Here is a 17,865-nt window from a genome sequence, read left to right as displayed (position 1 = left end):
AAAAAGCATAGAAGGAAAGACACTGCCCTGTACAAAACTATTTTTTAATGAGGTGAATGCGGTGGATAAATACGAATATAAATCAAAGACTGACCGGATGCTTGAGCTTATGGAAAGCGGAGCTTACAGCAGAGCGGCGGAGATCGCTGACGAGATTGATTGGAGACGCGTGCGTAACGCGGGGATGTTGTCAAATGTCAGTGAAATTTATGAGAAAAACGGAGAATATCAGAAAGGGTATGATACGTTGACGTTGGCGTATCAGCGGGCGGAAGGAAGCCGAAAGATCATCAGTCGTCTATGTGGATTGGCGCTTAAGACTGGCAATGTCGATGAAGCGATCGATTTTTATGATGACTTTATGCAGATCGCGCCTAAGGATCCGAATCAGTATATTTTGAGATATAAGATTCTCCGTGCTCAGAGAGCGCCGATCGAACAGCAGATCGAGGCGTTGGAGGAATATAAAAAGTCCGAATATATTGAAGAGTGGGCATATGAACTGGCAAAACTGTATCAGGAAGCCGGGATGATAGCAGAATGCCTGGAAGAGTGTGACGATCTGATCCTTTGGTTCAGCGAAGGTCAGTATGTGTATAAGGCAATGGAACTGAAGATGCAGTACAAGCCGTTGACGCCGTCTCAGAAGGAAAAGTATGACAGACGTTATGAACGTGTTTCGGAAGAGACGGAAGAGATTCCTGATATCTTTTCTTATGCGGATGCGGATGAAACAGCGTCAGAGGAAGAAGACGTTCAGATTCGGGAGGAAGAACCGGAAGGCAAAGGGGAAGACCAGTCCTTAGCAGAGCAGGAAAGACCGAGAGTTCCGAGGGGAATGGAAGAACTTGTTCCGGAGATGATGCCGGAGACTTCTCCGGAAGGAGAGAGCGCGCTTGCGCCGGAGAGCAGGCCGGTGGAAGTGAATACAGAAGCGTGGGATGCAGAGGATATCGTTGAGGCAGAAGAGACCTTAATGGAGCAGGTGCAGGACGAGGATGCAGATTTGGCGTCGGAAACTATGCAGGAAACGGAGTCTGAGGAGGCGAAGGATATAGCGGAAGCCGGGGATTTTGCAGAAGCGGATGCTGCCGAAGCAGAGAATGCAGATCGGTCGGAAGAGATCGATCAGACAGAAGGAACTGATGAGGCGGAAGCTGAAAAAGGGTTAGATGTTTTGGAGACGACGGCAGAGCAGGAAGAAGAAAGACATTCCGCCAAAAAGAAACTTGGAGATACGATGCCGCTTGATGTTGCGTTGAGAAAATTGCTTCATCCGGAATTGGAAGAACTGACCGCGGATGATTTTCAGGATGAGACAGCGCCGATGGATTTTCATTTTGAAAAGGGAGATGCCGAAGACGAAGAGTCGGAATTTGACCTGACCGAGACGGGAGCGATGGACTTTGATTTCGAAGAGGAAGAAGATGAGGAGACAGAGTTTGATCTGACGGAAACGGGAGCGATGGATTTCGATTTCGAAGAGGAAGAAGATGAAGAGACAGAGTTTGATCTGACAGCGACAGGAGCGATGGATCTTGACTTTGATTTTTCTGATGAAGAAGACGCAGGATATAGTGGAAATTCAGATTTGGGGAATACATCACAGATTAAATTCCGTCCTGAACGGAAAGATGAGATTGACGGCGAGGAAGATCTCGCAGATTTGGAGCAAGCGATTGGAGAAATCGAGTCGGTTGCCGATATCGGTATGGTCAGCCGAATAAAAGAGGAAAAACGGCGGGCAGCAGAGGAAGCAGCCAAAGCAGAGGCGGAAGCAAAAGCGGCGGAAGAAGCGGCTAAAGCAGAGGCAGAAGCAAAAGCGGCAGAAGAAGCGGCTAAAGCAGAGGCAGAAGCAAAAGCGGCAGAAGATGCAATGAAGGAAGACGACCAGATTACAGGACAGATCAGTCTGGAGGATATTCTTTCGGAATTTGAAGGGAATACAGAGGAAGAGCCGGTTAAAGAGGGGGCGGATGCAGAGAATGCATCTGAAGTGAAACAAGAAGACATGGCAGATTCAACAGGGGACATAATAAAAGGGGACACTATGGAGACGAATAAGAAAACAACACCGATTTTACCACCGGATATTCAGCGTATGATTGATGAAATAGAGGGAGTTATTCCACCGGAGGAAGAAAAGAAGGAAGTAACGGGCGTACGTCTTAAGAGAAAAGAAGAACCAAGTGAGAATATGGGACAGGTTGCAGAAGATCTTAGGATGGACGATGAATTTGTCGATGATTTCGACGAAGACTATGACGAAGATTACTACGAGGAAGCGGAAGAAGTGATCGATGAAGCAGAGGATGAAGATTACTACGAGGAAGCGGAAGAGGTGATCGACGAAGCAGATGAAGATTACTACGAGGAAGCGGAAGAAGTGATCGACGAAGCAGATGAAGATTACTACGAAGAAGCGGAAGAAGTGATCGACGAAGCAGATGAAGATTACTATGAGGAAGCGGAAGAGGTGATCGACGAAGCAGAGGAAGATTACTACGAGGAAGCGGAAGAAGTGATCGACGAGGCAGAGGAAGATTACTACGAGGAAGCGGAAGAAGTGATCGACGAAGCAGAGGAAGATTACTACGAGGAAGCAGAAGAAGCGATCGACGAAGTGGATGGCGGAATAGAGATAGAGGATGAGTATTTCTTCGGTGAAGATGATGCGGAGGAGATTCAGGATATTGAAGAGGAATTTCAGGTGAATCCGGAGTATTCTGACGAGGAGGATGACCGAGAGATTCCGGATGATGATGAGCCAATCGATATTATGTCGGCGACAACACCGCTTAGCCGAAAAGAAACGGCAAAGCTGATCGCAACAGGAAAGACAGCGCCGATTCCGCTTGATGAGATTTCCGATGCGTTGTCGATGGATACCGGATTTGTCGTACATGGAAGATATGACCTTGAAACGCAGAGCGGTATCGGAACACGGGCAGGGCTTACAGAAGAGCAGAAGAAGTTATTCTCGTATTTTGTTCCGGTTCGGGGAATGAGCGAACAGCTTGTCGATGTGCTTGAGCAGGATAAGAATTGTACGAACAGAAAGGGAACTTCAAGAACGGGTAACTTGCTTATTATCGGAAATAAAGGAAACGGAAAAACGGTTCTTGCAGTGGATGTTGTAAAAGCGATCCAAAAACAGAGAAATATCCGTCAGGGTAAGGTTGCGATCGTGACAGGAGAGTCTTTGAATAAGAAGAAGATCGGCGACATTGTGGATAAGCTTTACGGCGGCGCTCTGATCATTGAGAAAGCTTCCAAGATGAATGAGAAAACGGTTGCGCGTCTTAACAAGGCGATGGAACAGGATACAGGCGAGATGCTGATCGTTTTGGAAGAACAAAGAAAACCGCTTGACAGACTTCTGTCTTCGAATAGAGAGTTTAGAAAGAAATTCACATCGAGACTGGAAGTTCCGATTTTTATTAATGACGAGCTTGTTACATTCGGGCAGACATATGCGAAGGAAAACGGATATCATATTGATGAGATGGGAATTCTTGCGTTGTACAGCAAGATCGACTCCCTGCAGAGAGAGGATCATTTCGTGACGGTAGCAGAAGTAAAAGAGGTTATGGATGATGCGATCCGTCATTCTCAGAAAGCTTCTGCGAAGAAATTGATGCGTCGGGTATTCGGAAGAAATACGGATGAATCAGATCGTATTATTCTTTCGGAAAAAGATTTTAATGTATAGAGCGTAGGATAATAGACTTTAGTTTGAAAAGTGTATAGAAATAGACACACACAAGAGAAACGGGCAGTAAAGAGCTGTCTGTTTCTCTTTATTTTTCGGGAGGAATCAAGTATAATAGTACTTATCACAGGGACGGGGAAGCGTGTCCCGATATATTATAAGGAAACGGCGAGGTGGGCTTTTATGGCAAGAAGAAAAGGCGCGGGCAGAAACGCGGCAAAGAGTGCGGGCAAAGGCACCGCGAAGAATACAGCCAAAGGCATGGCAGGCAGTGCGGTTAAGAAAGCGGCAGGCAGTGTTGGACGGAATATGGCGAATAATGCCGGGAGCAATGCCGCAGCGGGCGCGGCAAGTATGACTGCGAACGAGAATGCCTATGAGATAGGAGAATTGGATCATTATTTATTCGGTCAGGGTAACCATTATGAGATCTATAAGAAACTGGGCGCGCATAAGGCAGTACATGACGGAACAGAAGGCGTTTATTTCGCAGTCTGGGCGCCGCATGCGAAGAACGTATCCGTAATCGGTGAATTTAACGGCTGGAATTTGGAGACAGATCGGATGGAACGTCAGGAACCGCTTGGCATTTATGTGAAGTTTGTGCCGGAAGCAAAAGAGGGGCAGCTTTATAAGTTCTGTATCGAGACGCAGGCCGGTGAACTTCTGTATAAGGCAGATCCCTTTGCCAATTATGCGGAACTCCGTCCGGGAACGGCATCACGGATCACGGATCTTTCAAGAATAAAATGGTCGGACAGCGCGTGGATGAAGGCACGGAGAACATGGGATCACAAGAAGAATCCGATGTCGATCTACGAAGTGCATATGGGTTCATGGATGCGCCATCCGGGAAGAGAAGACGAAGGATTTTATACTTACAGAGAGTTTGCTGAGGCAATCGTAAAATATGTAAAAGAGATGGGTTATACGCATGTGGAGCTGATGGGAATCGCGGAACATCCGTATGACGGTTCCTGGGGATATCAGGTGACCGGATATTATGCTCCGACTTCAAGGTACGGAACACCGGAAGACTTTGCATATTTGGTTGATCTTCTGCATAAGAATAATATCGGTGTAATCCTTGACTGGGTTCCGGCCCATTTCCCGAAAGACGCCCATGGACTTGCCGATTTTGATGGAACGCCGACTTTTGAGTATGCAGACCCAAGGCTTGGAGAACATCCTGACTGGGGAACGAAAGTATTTGATTATGGAAAAGCAGAAGTACGGAATTTCCTGATCGCAAATGCGTTGTTCTGGATCGAGTATTTCCATGTAGACGGACTCCGCGTAGATGCGGTTGCATCTATGCTCTATCTTGATTATGGAAAACAGGATGGACAGTGGGTTGCGAATAAGTACGGAAGTAATGAGAATCTTGAGGCGATCGATTTCTTTAAACATCTGAATTCTGTTGTTCTTGGACGGAATAAAGGAGCGGTAATGATCGCGGAAGAGTCTACGGCGTGGCCGAAAGTAACAGGAGCGCCGGAGGATGACGGACTTGGATTCAGTTTGAAGTGGAATATGGGATGGATGCATGACTTTACAGAGTACATGAAGCTTGATCCGTACTTCCGCAAGAACGCGCATCATATGATGACATTTGCGATGCAGTATGCTTACAGTGAGAATTATATTCTTGTATTGTCTCATGACGAAGTTGTTCATCTGAAATGTTCGATGATTAATAAAATGCCGGGACTTGGATTTGATAAATTTGCGAATTTGAAAGCCGGTTATGCATTTATGATGGGACATCCGGGAAAGAAACTTCTGTTTATGGGACAGGAGTTCGCACAGCTTAGAGAATGGAGCGAGAAGCGGGAGATCGACTGGTTCCTGCTTGCAGAACCGGAACACAAAGAGATTCAGAACTGGTATCGGGATCTGCTTCATCTGTATAAGAGCAATAAGGCGCTTTACGAGATGGATAACGATCCGGCAGGATTTGAGTGGATCAATGCAGATGACATTTTCAGAAGCATTTACAGCTTTGTGAGACATTCGAAAAACAAGGAGAAGAATCTGCTCTTTGTATGCAATTTTACTCCGGTGGAGAGAGAAGATTACTGCGTAGGTGTTCCGACGAGGAAAACGCTGAAGCTCGTTTTAAACAGCGACGAGGAACAGTATGGCGGAACGGGCGAGAAGCGTCCGCTTACTTATAAGCCTGTAAAACAGGAATGTGATGGTCAGCCGTATTCGATCGAATACCCGCTTCCGGCTTACGGCGTGGCAGTATTTGAGTATTAAGATGATGGGATTGAGAGGCATAGAGCGCGTGCAGAACTGTCAGCGGTTTTTGTCTTAAACAGCATATTAAAAAAGAACGCAGAACAGAGACTGTTGCGAAATAGATGGGGATTTTTTGAAAAGCCGGTCTATCTTGCGGCAGTCTTGTTTTATTGTAATGGCGACGGACCGAAGTCCGGGCTTGCCCGGGATCTTGGCAATCGCTTACAATCCCGGGATGTGCCTTTTGGTACTTCCGGTGATTAATGGGATCATTTGCTGAAAGAATAGGTTGTGAACGGAATAGGAGGTGCGGCAGATGAAAAATTATTCAGAAGATCCGAGCAGACAGTATCATATTCAAGCGGCAAAAGGTGAGGTCGGACGATATGTTATTTTGCCCGGAGATCCGAAGCGGTGTGTGAAAATCGCGAAGTATCTTGACAATCCGGTTTTGGTTGCGGATAACAGAGAATATGTGACGTATACGGGAATGCTCAATCAAGTGAAGGTGAGCGTGACGTCAACAGGAATCGGCGGACCGTCTGCGGCGATCGCAATGGAAGAACTTTGTCGCTGCGGAGCGGATACATTTGTCAGGATTGGAACGTGCGGCGGAATGCAGACGAACGTAAAGAGCGGGGATATCGTTGTGGCGACAGGCGCCGTAAGGATGGAAGGAACGAGTAAAGAGTATGCGCCGATTGAATTTCCGGCGGTTGCGGATCTTTCGGTGACGAACGCTCTTGTCAAGGCGGCTGAATCGAAAGGATATCCTTTTCATACAGGAGTGGTGCAGTGTAAAGATTCTTTTTACGGACAGCATGAGCCGGAGCGAAAGCCTGTCGGATATGAGCTGCTGCAAAAGTGGGAAGCGTGGAAGCGATTAGGATGCCTTGCATCGGAAATGGAATCTGCGGCTTTGTTCGTTGCTGCGAGCAGCTTGCGGGTACGGGTTGGATCGTGTTTTTTGGTAATTGCGAATCAGGAACGTGAAAAGGCTGGGTTGGACAATCCGGTAGTGCATGATACGGATATGGCGATTCGTATCGCTGTGGAAGCAATCCGCAGATTGATCCGAGAAGATCAGGAGAGGGAAAAGAGCGTATGAATGAAAAGGAAATTTTGGGATATGTAGATCACACTTTGCTGGCGCAGTCTGCAACGTGGGAAGAGATCCGGCAGTTATGTGATGATGGAATGAAATATGGGACGGCGTCGGTGTGCATTCCGCCAAGTTATGTAAAGCAGGCATCGGAATATGTGGGAGGAAAGCTTTCGATCTGTACTGTGATCGGTTTCCCGAACGGTTATGCTACGACTGCCGTAAAGGAATTTGAGACGAAGGATGCCATCGCCAATGGGGCGGATGAGATTGATATGGTTGTGAATATCGGCTGGGTGAAAGAGAAGAAATATGATCTTGCAGAAGAAGAAATCAAAGTTTTAAAAAAGGCGTGTGGCAGAAAGATACTGAAAGTGATTATCGAAACGTGTCTTTTGACAGAGGAAGAGAAAGTGAAAATGTGTGAGGTTGTGACCCGGTCAGGAGCAGATTATATTAAGACGTCGACTGGATTTTCGAAAGGCGGGGCGACTTTTGAAGATATCCGGTTGTTTGCAGAACATGTAGGAGACGGGGTGAAGATCAAGGCTGCCGGAGGGATTTCCTCGATGGAGGATGCGGAGACGTTTTTAGGACTTGGGGCAAAACGGCTTGGAACAAGCCGGATCGTAAAACTTGTGAAAGCTGCGGAGGAAGAAGAAACGACGGATGAACACAGTTCGGCAGATGAAGAGTGCGCAGGGGATGAAAGCGGCGTGATGGAAGAAAAGACGGCGGCTGAAGCTGGGCTGCCGCGGGCGATGATAGAAGAACTGATACGAACGGCGATGGCACAGCGGGAATTCTCTTACAGTCCGTATTCGGGATTTCGCGTAGGAGCGGCGCTTTTGACGGAGAGCGGTAAGATATATACGGGGTGCAATATAGAAAACGCAGCCTTTTCTCCGACAAATTGTGCAGAGCGAACTGCGTTTTTCAAGGCAGTCAGTGAGGGCGAGAGAACATTTCGCGCAATTTGCATTGTCGGAGGCAAAGAAGGTCAAATGAACAGCCGGAAAGAAGAAGCTGAAAATATTGATTATACGCCGCCTTGCGGGGTGTGCCGTCAGGTGATGGCTGAGTTCTGTGATCCGGAGCAGTTTCAGGTGATATTGGCAGCAGCCGGAGGAAAGTATCGGGTATTCACATTGAAGGAGCTTCTGCCGCTTGGGTTCGGCGCAGAGTGTCTGTAAAAAAGGGAGATGGGATAATGAAAGCGTATAAAAGAATATTCGTGATTGTTCTTGATTCTCTCGGAATCGGGGCGCTGCCGGATGCGGCGCGGTTCGGAGACGAAGGTGCGGATACGTTCGGGCATATCTTGGAGAGGCGGAAGACATTGGACATTCCCAATCTGCGAAAGCTTGGGCTGCTGAATCTAAAGACCGGAGGTGAGATGGAAGGTGTTGAACGTCCTGAGGGACGTTATATGCGGATGAAAGAAGCGAGCAACGGAAAAGATACAATGACCGGACACTGGGAAATGATGGGGATTAAGACGGACAAACCGTTTCGGACTTTCACGGACAATGGGTTTCCGCCGGAACTGATCGCAGAGCTGGAAAAGCAGTGCGGAAAACGAGTGATCGGAAATAAAAGCGCAAGTGGAACGGCGATCATTGAAGAGCTGGGGGAAGAAGAGATCCGTACCGGAGCGATGATCGTGTATACGTCAGCGGATTCGGTTATGCAGATATGTGGAAATGAGGAGACGTTTGATCTTCAGGAATTGTATCGGTGCTGTGAGACTGCAAGACAGATTACGCTGAAAGATGAGTGGCGCGTAGGGCGTGTGATTGCAAGACCGTATATCGGAATGAAAAAAGGCGAGTTTAAAAGGACGAGCAACCGGAGAGATTATGCGCTGAAGCCGACGATGCCCACTGCTTTGAATGCGCTGAAAGATGCGGGGCTGGATGTGATCGGAATCGGTAAGATCAATGATATTTTCTGCGGGGAAGGCATTACGAAAGCATACCATTCGGAAAGCTCTGTTCACGGAATGGAGCAGGCGATCGAAAGATGCGGGGAAGATTTTACGGGAATGTGTTTTGTGAACCTTGTTGATTTTGACGCGCTGTGGGGTCATCGGAGAAATGTGGAAGGGTATGGGAAAGAGATTGAAAAGTTTGACAAAAACCTCGGAGTTTTGCTGGAGAGGCTCGGGGAGGATGATCTTTTGATCTTAACTGCGGACCACGGAAATGATCCCACATATAAAGGGACGGATCACACGAGGGAATATGTTCCGTTTCTTGCATACAGTAAAAAGATGAAAACAGGAGGGGAACTGCCGGAAGCGGAGACGTTTGCGGTAATCGGGGCTACGGCGGCAGACAATTTTGATGTGAATATGCCGGAAGGCTCTGTTGGATATTCTGTTTTGGATAGTTTGTTATAGTAAAAAAGGAAGCGTTATAAAAAGGGGCGCCGACAGAGCGAAAAGTTCAGGTCGAAGTTTCGCAAGTTCAGATTGAAAAGTTAAAAATAAGGATTGTCGGCGCACTCTTTTTATTGTATAATAATCGATTGAGAAAATGTAACGAGAACATGGGACGATACAGGAGGAAGAAAGATGGCAAAAAGAAATGATATCCATAAGGTACTTATCATCGGCTCCGGCCCGATCATTATCGGACAGGCTTGTGAATTCGATTATTCCGGAACACAGGCTTGTAAAGCATTGAGAAATTTAGGATATGAGATTGTATTGGTGAATTCGAATCCGGCAACGATTATGACGGATCCGGAGATTGCTGACGTTACTTATATTGAACCTTTGAATGTTGACAGAATAGAACAGATTATTAAAAAGGAAAGACCAGATGCATTGCTGCCGAATCTTGGCGGTCAGTCCGGTCTTAATTTATGTTCGGAACTGGCTCAGGCAGGAGTTTTGGAGAAATATAATGTAGAAGTAATCGGTGTGCAGGTCGATGCGATTGAACGTGGAGAAGACAGAATCGAGTTTAAGCACACGATGGATCAGCTTGGAATTGAGATGGCGCGAAGCGAGGTTGCGTATTCTGTAGACGAAGCTCTTGCAATCGCAGAGAAACTCGGCTATCCGGTTGTTCTTCGCCCGGCCTATACGATGGGCGGCGCAGGCGGCGGTCTTGTATATAACGTAGAGGAATTGAAAACAGTATGTGCCCGAGGTCTTCAGGCAAGTCTTGTAGGCCAGGTTCTTGTAGAAGAATCGATTTTGGGATGGGAAGAACTGGAGCTGGAAGTTGTCCGCGACGCAGAGGGCAATATGATCACAGTATGTTTTATCGAAAATATTGATCCGCTTGGTGTTCATACGGGAGACTCTTTCTGTTCGGCTCCGATGCTTACGATTTCAGAAGAAGTTCAGCAGCGTCTGCAGGAAAAATCTCATAAAGTAGTAGATTCTGTTAAGGTAATTGGCGGATGTAACGTGCAGTGGGCACATGATCCGAAGACAGACAGAGATATCATTATTGAGATCAATCCGAGAACGTCCCGTTCTTCGGCACTTGCTTCAAAAGCGACAGGATTCCCGATCGCGCTTGTATCTGCGATGCTTGCGACAGGAATGACACTGAAAGATATTCCGTGCGGAAAATACGGCACATTGGATAAATACGTTCCTGACGGAGATTATGTTGTGATCAAGTTTGCGCGCTGGGCATTTGAGAAATTCAAAGGCGTGGAAGACAAGCTCGGAACACAGATGCGCGCTGTCGGCGAAGTTATGAGTATCGGAAAGAATTTCAAAGAGGCGTTCCAGAAAGCGATCCGTTCTTTGGAGACAGGAAGATATGGACTTGGACATGCGAAAGATTTCGACGGAAAATCAAAAGAAGACTTGCTTAAGATTTTGAGATATGCGACAAGCGAGCGCTATTTTGTTATCTATGAAGCTTTAAGAAAAGGAGCTTCTGTGGAAGAGATCCATGAGCTGACGAAAGTAAAACATTATTTCCTTGAGCAGATGAAAGAGCTGGTGGATGAGGAAGAAGCTCTGCTTGCGTTCAAGGGTGGTCTGCCGGAAGATGCAGCGCTTATTGCGGCGAAGAAAGATGGATTCTCTGATAAATATTTAAGTCAGATCCTTGAGGTTGATGAGGACGAGATCCGTAATAAGAGAATCAGCCTCGGCGTTGAGGAAACATGGGAAGGTGTCCATGTAAGCGGAACACAGGACAGTGCATATTACTATTCAACATATAATGGAACAGACAAAAACCCGATCAGTGAAGAGAAACCGAAGATCATGATCTTGGGCGGAGGTCCGAACCGTATCGGACAGGGAATCGAATTTGACTATTGCTGTGTACACGCGTCACTGGCATTGAGAAAACTTGGTTTCGAGACGATCATTGTCAACTGTAATCCGGAAACAGTATCCACAGATTATGATACGTCAGACAAACTGTATTTTGAGCCGTTGACACTGGAAGACGTCCTTAGCATTTATAAGAAAGAAAAACCGGTCGGCGTGATCGCACAGTTCGGAGGACAGACACCGCTGAATCTTGCGGCAGATCTGGAGAGAAACGGTGTGAAGATCTTGGGAACAGCTCCGTCTGTAATTGATTTGGCAGAAGACCGTGATTTGTTCCGTGAAATGATGGACAAACTTGAGATTCCGATGCCGGAGTCAGGAATGGCTGTTACGGTGGACGATGCCCTTGAGATTGCTGAGAAGATCGGTTATCCGGTTATGGTGCGCCCGTCTTATGTACTTGGCGGTCGCGGTATGGAAGTTGTATATGACCCGGAAAGCATGGTTGGATATATGAAAGCGGCAGTCGGTGTGACACCGGATCGTCCGATCCTGATTGACCGTTTCCTCGGACATGCGACAGAGTGTGAAGCGGACGCGATCAGCGACGGCACACATGCATTCGTTCCGGCAGTTATGGAACATATCGAGCTTGCGGGAGTGCATTCCGGTGACTCTGCTTGTATCATTCCGTCGAAAAATATTTCCGAAGAAAATGTAAGGACGATCAAAGAGTATACAAGAAAGATCGCGGAAGAAATGCATGTTAAAGGTTTGATGAATATGCAGTATGCGATTGAAAACGGAAAAGTATTTGTACTGGAGGCAAATCCGCGTGCGTCAAGAACGGTTCCGCTTGTATCGAAAGTATGTAATATCCGTATGGTTCCGCTGGCAATCGATATCGTAACAGGCGAACTGACAGGAAGACCTTCACCGGTTCCGGCTCTGAAAGAACAGAATATTCCGTATTATGGTGTAAAAGAAGCGGTATTCCCGTTCAATATGTTCCCGGAAGTAGACCCGCTGCTCGGACCGGAAATGAGATCCACAGGAGAAGTGCTTGGATTGTCAAAATCTTTCGGTGAAGCGTTTTATAAAGCACAGGAAGCTACACAGACAAAGCTTCCGCTGGAAGGTACGGTGCTGATCTCCGTAAGCAACCGCGATAAACCGGAAGTTGTGGAAGTTGCGGCTGATTTCGCGAAAGCGGGATTCCATATCATTGCGTCGGATCATACATGCGCTTTGCTTAAGGAAAATGGAATCGAAGCGGAAAAGATCAATAAGCTTCAGGAAGGCCGTCCGAATATGCTCGATGTGATTACGAACGGAAAAGTTGATATGATCGTCAATACACCGTCGGGCAAAGAGAGCAAGAATGACGACAGTTATTTGAGAAAGGCTGCGATCAAGAAAAAAGTTCCGTATATGACGACGATGGCTGCTGCGAAAGCTGCGGCAAACGGAATACTTGCCGTGAAGAAACACGGAAGCAGTGAAGTGAAATCTTTGCAGGAGATTCATGGGGAGATTACAGATAAATAAAAAGATCAGAAGGATCCTGGAAAGTGGGAAAGATACCGGCTGCGTTTGCGGTCGGTATCTTTTTGCTTGGCGACGCGCCAGAGTCCGGGATTGCCTGAGATCTTGGCGGCCGCTTACAATCCCGAAATGTGTCTTTTGACACTTCCGGTGATTGTGCAAAATGCAGATTGACTTGCTTCTTTTTCCTTGATGATATAGTGGAAACGAGAAAAAGATAAAGAGAAAAAGAAATAAAGAACGGTAAAATATACGAAAAAGTGTGGAATGAAAAAGGAAAAATGTAAAATAAGACGGTAAAAAGTGCAAATACTATGGAGCGAGTGATGTGTTATCATTATAAGATGATGGGGGTACTGGAATTTGTTTGTTTAAACATTATATTTTAAGGAGAAGGAGAAAAGTTTATGAAGAAGGGAATGTTCCATAAGGGGATGGCTGCGGTTCTTGCAGTATCGCTGACAGCCGGCGGGGCGCTTCCGTTTTTGGCTCAGACAGTTCATGCGGAAGATGCTGCGGCAGAACAGGGTCAGACGCCTGAGAAAAAGAGCGGCACGGTAACGCTTGAGAAGGCGAACGGTTCTTACATATTCGGAAACGAGTATCTGAAAAGAACGTTTTCTGTGAGCGCAGACAAAGTATTATCAACAAAAGAGATAACAAACTACCGTACAGGAACAACTCCGACTGTGTTTACACCACAGACCGGAAGTGAAGAGTTCGTGATCAACACATTGGAAAACGGATCTGACGGAGAAGACGGAGGATTTACTGCACCGACCCAGAAGCTTGATACAAAAGGGTGGAATGCAGAAGCGGACAGCGTTGCAACGAATGAAGGAAACAACGGCGGAGCGGATAAGATGTTTGATGGTGATAATAATACATATTATCACTCCAGCTACAGCGGGGGCACAGATGACGAGCAAAAATATCCTCATAATATTTATGTGGATTTCGGATCGGAGAAGTCTTTCCAGTCTCTTCGCTATCAGCAGAGAGTAGATGCAAACGGCAATCCGACGGTGAGCGGTCATGTAAAAGGCTACAAGATCTATACGGGAGAAAGCATTGATGCATTAAAACAGGCGACGGATGCTCAGCCGGCTGCGGAAGGTTCTTTTGAGGATAAAAAAGAGACATATGTGAATTTGGAGCAGAAGATTACGGCGAAGTGTGTCCGCATTGAGTTTGTCGACGGTTATGAACCGGCGCAGTCGAACGTAAACAAAAATGTAGCATGCTGTTCGGAATTTGATTTTTATGAAGACACAGCGACATTTCCTACGGTGACGGACAATGCGACACAGCTTAAAACCAGCGAGATGAAGGTTCAGGGCGAACCGGAACTGACGGAAAAAGACGGCGTAAAAACATTGACCTTTACATTTGAACCAAAGAAGGTGCGCGGCGTAGATTATACGGTAAAAGAAGTCATCACGATGAAAGACGGCGATTCTTTTATGAGGAAGCATCTTGATATTTCGGTTGGCGAAGGGCAGGCAGAGAAAGCGAAGATTGATTACATCGACCTTGAAAATATGAATATCGGACAGAATGATCTGAAGCAGAATGAATACTGGTCGATCACAGATAATATGGCGAATAATCCTGATATGGGTAATATGAGAGGAGATTATCTCGAACTCGGACAGCCGTATTATGTCGGAGCGATGTACTGGGGATGTGAATTTCCGGAGACAGAGAATAAGATCAAAGGCAATAATTCTTTTATCCGTTATTATTACGGAAAATCCTTAAAGCCGGATACGAAGTTTGAGTACAACGAAGGCAATGAGGAAGGAAAGATGACAACGTGGGATGCTGTTGTGGGAGCTGCGCGAAGCAGAGATTACAGCGTAACACAGAGTGATTTCTATGAATATATCGAGACGATCGCGACAGATACACAGTTCCGTCAGCAGTACAACTCTTGGTATGATAACATGAAGGAGATTACGGATGAGATTATCCAGAAGAGCTTCTTTGAGATCGAGAAAGGATTTACACAATATGGAATCGCACCGCTTGATTCTTATGTTGTAGACGATGGATGGACCAATTACAGTTCATTTTGGGATTTCAACAATAAGTTCCCGAACGAGCTTTACAACTCCAGTCTGCAGGTAAACCAGCTTGCATCCAACTTTGGATTATGGCTCGGACCAAGAGGCGGTTACGGAACAGAAAGAACGATTGCGAGTTGGATCGCAAATAATGGTTTGGGTTCTGTAAATAATCAATCAGGCGGAGATATTAATATTTCTGATGCGAGATATCTGACGAAGCTGAATAAAGATATTTTCTGTGAGTATCAGGATAAATTCGATATTAACTACTGGAAACTGGACGGAATGCTTTTGAATCCGTCAACAGAGCCGTCGGAATATTATGTGACGGGCAATCCGTATTATACGATCACCGAGACGTATGAGAGATGGACAGATATCTTTGAAGACATGCGTACCAACAGAGCCGGAAAAGATCTTTGGCTGAATATGACTTCTTATACGAACCCGAGTCCGTGGCATGTTCAGTGGGTGAACAGCGTATGGATGCAGAACACAGGAGATACAGGTTATACGAACAGCTTTAATGCAACGGACGAAGAGGCGATGCTTACATACCGTGACAACGCTTACTATAATTTCTTGAAAGAAAGACAGTGGCAGCTTCCGAATAAGTACTTCTATAACCATGATCCGGTTTACGGGTTAACGGCAAACGATGCTTATGGAAGACCGGACATCAAATATACAGATGAAGAGATGAGAAATCATCTGTATATGCTCGGAACGAGAGGAACGGCATTCTGGGAGTACTATTACAGCTATTCGATGTTTGATGACAATAAATGGCAGATCAATGCGGAAGCAGCGAAATGGATCGAAGATAATTTTGATATCCTTCAGAAGTCGCAGATGTTCGGAGGCAAACCAAACGACGGAAACATTTACGGATATTCCTGTTGGAATGGAAAAGAAGGAATCGTTTCGATCAGAAACCCGAAGAATGTAGAGCAGAGCTATGAGCTGACGTATGACAGATTGATTGGCGTTGGCGAAGATCTCGGAACAGTTTACGGAAAAGTTGTCGTGGGCGATCAGAAATATCAGACGGATACTCCGCTTAAATACGGCGATAAAGTGACGTATACGCTTGCTCCGAAGGAAGTCTTGATCCTGCAGTTCGGTGAGAAAGATGAGATACCGGCAAAGATCCTTTCAGTAGAAGGAAACGGCAAGGAAGCAGAGGTTGAATTTGACGAGACGATCCGCACACCGGAAGCCGGAATGTTTAAAGTAGACGGCTGTGAAGTGACAAAGGCAGAACTGAAAGCTGACAGACGGACAGTGAAACTGACTCTGGACAAGGCGCTGCAAGATGCACAGACGGTGAACGTCAGTGTGGACGGTGTCAAAGATATCGTTGGAAATACTTCAAAAGTAAATGCACAGAATGATGTGTTTGAAGACGGTATCGTGACAGGCGTGATCAGGAGTGATCTGAAAGACGGTTCTGTAGTAACGAAAGAAAAGTATTCGATTGACGGACACGGCGGATTTACTGTGACAGGTAAGATTAAGACAACGTCGAAAGGCGCGGTGATCGCAGAACAGAAGGACGCTTATAAAGTAAGCATTGATAATGAAGGCTATCTGGCGTTTGAATTCAATGGAATGAAGATCACATCAAAATACGATCAGAAGACAGTTGATAAAGCAAACGACAGTTTCACAAGCGAGACAAAAGGTATTGCGGCTGACGGCAAAGAGCATCAGTTCTCTGCTGTAAAAGAAATCAACGGAATGATCAAACTTTACCTTGACGGAAAGGCGGTTGCTTCAGCATACAGCGCAGATAAGGCGAATCCGGAAATCGCAAAGGGAGAAACGAAGTTTGCAGAAGGTCTGACGAAGGATGAAGTTTCTTATATTACAGTTCTTGACCGGGCTCTTGCTTATGATGAAGTGAAAGATTTGATCGATACGGAAGAAAACGTTGTTCTTGCAAAGAACAATTCGAAGGTAAAGGTCAGTGCATATGATGTGACAGCTAAAGCAGCAGTGGCGGAAAAATCAGACAGACCGTTCAGAATGGTGAACGACGGCGCGAAGAGCCAGGCAAATTATCTGGAATTGACAGATACAAGCGATAACCAAAATCATTCACGTTATGTGCAGTTCGATCTTGGAAGTGAGTATGATCTGACAAAGATCCACATGACAAGATACTGGGATGCTGCGGGAAGACAATATGGCCCGACAGTGATTCAATTAAGTACAGATGAGAACTTTGCGGCAGACAAAACGACAACGGTATATAACTCTGATAAAGAGAATGTGCATCAGCAGGGTGCGGGCACAGATGAGCTTTATGCTGAGACAGCAGAAGGCAAAGAGATGTGGAATGCAGAAAACAGCGGCAGCTCTGTAACAGCACGTTATATACGCGTTTATGTAAACGGAAGAATCAACGGACAGGGCACATCAGATCATATTGTTGAGTTTGAAGCTTATGGTTCGAAGGATGGCGGATCGATCATTCGTCCGGACAGACCGGAAGAACCGGAGAAGCCGGAGAAACCGGTTCTTACAGGTGTGGAAGCATCCGTTGAAAAGGCAGATCTGAAAGTTGGAGAGACAACAAAAGTATCAGCGAAGATTACACCGCAAGATGCAGAAGACGTAGCAATCGCATGGAGTTCTGATAAAGAAGACGTTGCGACAGTAGATAAGAATGGAAATGTTGCAGCAGTCGGTGAAGGAACAGCGAAACTGACCGTGACAGCAACGCAGGGAAGCGGAGCAGACGCGGTGACAGTAACTGACACGGTGACAGTGAAGGTGACAAAAGAAAGCGAGCCGGAGAAACCGGTCCTTACAGGCGTGGAAGCATCTGTTGAAAAGGCAGATCTGAAAGTTGGAGAGACAACAAAGGTATCAGCGAAGATCACACCGCAAGATGCAGAAGACGTAGCAATCGCATGGAGTTCTGATAAAGAAGACG

General features: G+C 46.2%; 7 protein-coding genes and 1 pseudogene. All 8 read left to right on the top strand.

Annotated features, from left to right (window positions below):
- Positions 1–97 precede the first annotated feature (97 nt).
- A complete protein-coding gene (locus RCH61_RS06710; protein ID WP_442920447.1) occupies positions 98–3,712 on the top strand; it encodes a hypothetical protein in 3,615 nt (1,204 codons plus the stop codon).
- Between the two features lie 183 nt (positions 3,713–3,895).
- Complete coding sequence (gene glgB / locus RCH61_RS06705; RefSeq protein ID WP_330692936.1) at positions 3,896–5,974, top strand: 1,4-alpha-glucan branching protein GlgB; 2,079 nt, start codon at positions 3,896–3,898, stop codon at positions 5,972–5,974.
- Between the two features lie 298 nt (positions 5,975–6,272).
- A complete protein-coding gene (udp, locus tag RCH61_RS06700) occupies positions 6,273–7,064 on the top strand; it encodes a uridine phosphorylase (RefSeq protein WP_178007685.1) in 792 nt (263 codons plus the stop codon).
- Positions 7,061–7,711, top strand: a pseudogene (gene deoC, locus RCH61_RS09880) (deoxyribose-phosphate aldolase); the annotation flags it as partial. The gene udp and the pseudogene deoC, both read left to right, overlap by 4 nt.
- Before the next feature lie 66 nt (positions 7,712–7,777).
- A complete protein-coding gene (locus RCH61_RS09875; RefSeq protein WP_334307310.1) occupies positions 7,778–8,251 on the top strand; it encodes a cytidine deaminase in 474 nt (157 codons plus the stop codon).
- Between the two features lie 17 nt (positions 8,252–8,268).
- Positions 8,269–9,459 (top strand): phosphopentomutase, encoded by a 1,191-nt coding sequence (locus RCH61_RS06690; RefSeq protein ID WP_178007681.1) that lies wholly within the window; start codon positions 8,269–8,271, stop codon positions 9,457–9,459.
- Between the two features lie 174 nt (positions 9,460–9,633).
- Positions 9,634–12,858 carry a carbamoyl-phosphate synthase large subunit gene (gene carB, locus RCH61_RS06685; protein ID WP_306480229.1) on the top strand — a complete coding sequence of 1,075 codons (3,225 nt, stop codon included), beginning with the start codon at positions 9,634–9,636 and terminating at the stop codon, positions 12,856–12,858.
- Between the two features lie 404 nt (positions 12,859–13,262).
- Positions 13,263–17,865 (top strand): discoidin domain-containing protein (locus tag RCH61_RS06680; RefSeq protein WP_306480228.1); only part of this gene is annotated, 4,603 nt, incomplete at its 3' end.

Source organism: Mediterraneibacter sp., from assembly GCF_030825015.1.
Lineage (GTDB): Bacteria > Bacillota > Clostridia > Lachnospirales > Lachnospiraceae > Mediterraneibacter.
This window is presented reverse-complemented; position numbering and strand designations above follow the sequence as displayed.

What these genes read in the sequence shown, in the direction of transcription:
- RCH61_RS06710 (WP_442920447.1), top strand. Translation starts at nt 98, where the DNA reads ATGCTTGAGCTTATGGAAAGCGGAGCTTACAGCAGAGCGGCGGAGATC.
- carB (WP_306480229.1), top strand. Translation starts at nt 9,634, where the DNA reads ATGGCAAAAAGAAATGATATCCATAAGGTACTTATCATCGGCTCCGGC.
- glgB (WP_330692936.1), top strand. Translation starts at nt 3,896, where the DNA reads ATGGCAAGAAGAAAAGGCGCGGGCAGAAACGCGGCAAAGAGTGCGGGC.
- udp (WP_178007685.1), top strand. Translation starts at nt 6,273, where the DNA reads ATGAAAAATTATTCAGAAGATCCGAGCAGACAGTATCATATTCAAGCG.
- RCH61_RS06690 (WP_178007681.1), top strand. Translation starts at nt 8,269, where the DNA reads ATGAAAGCGTATAAAAGAATATTCGTGATTGTTCTTGATTCTCTCGGA.
- RCH61_RS09875 (WP_334307310.1), top strand. Translation starts at nt 7,778, where the DNA reads ATGGAAGAAAAGACGGCGGCTGAAGCTGGGCTGCCGCGGGCGATGATA.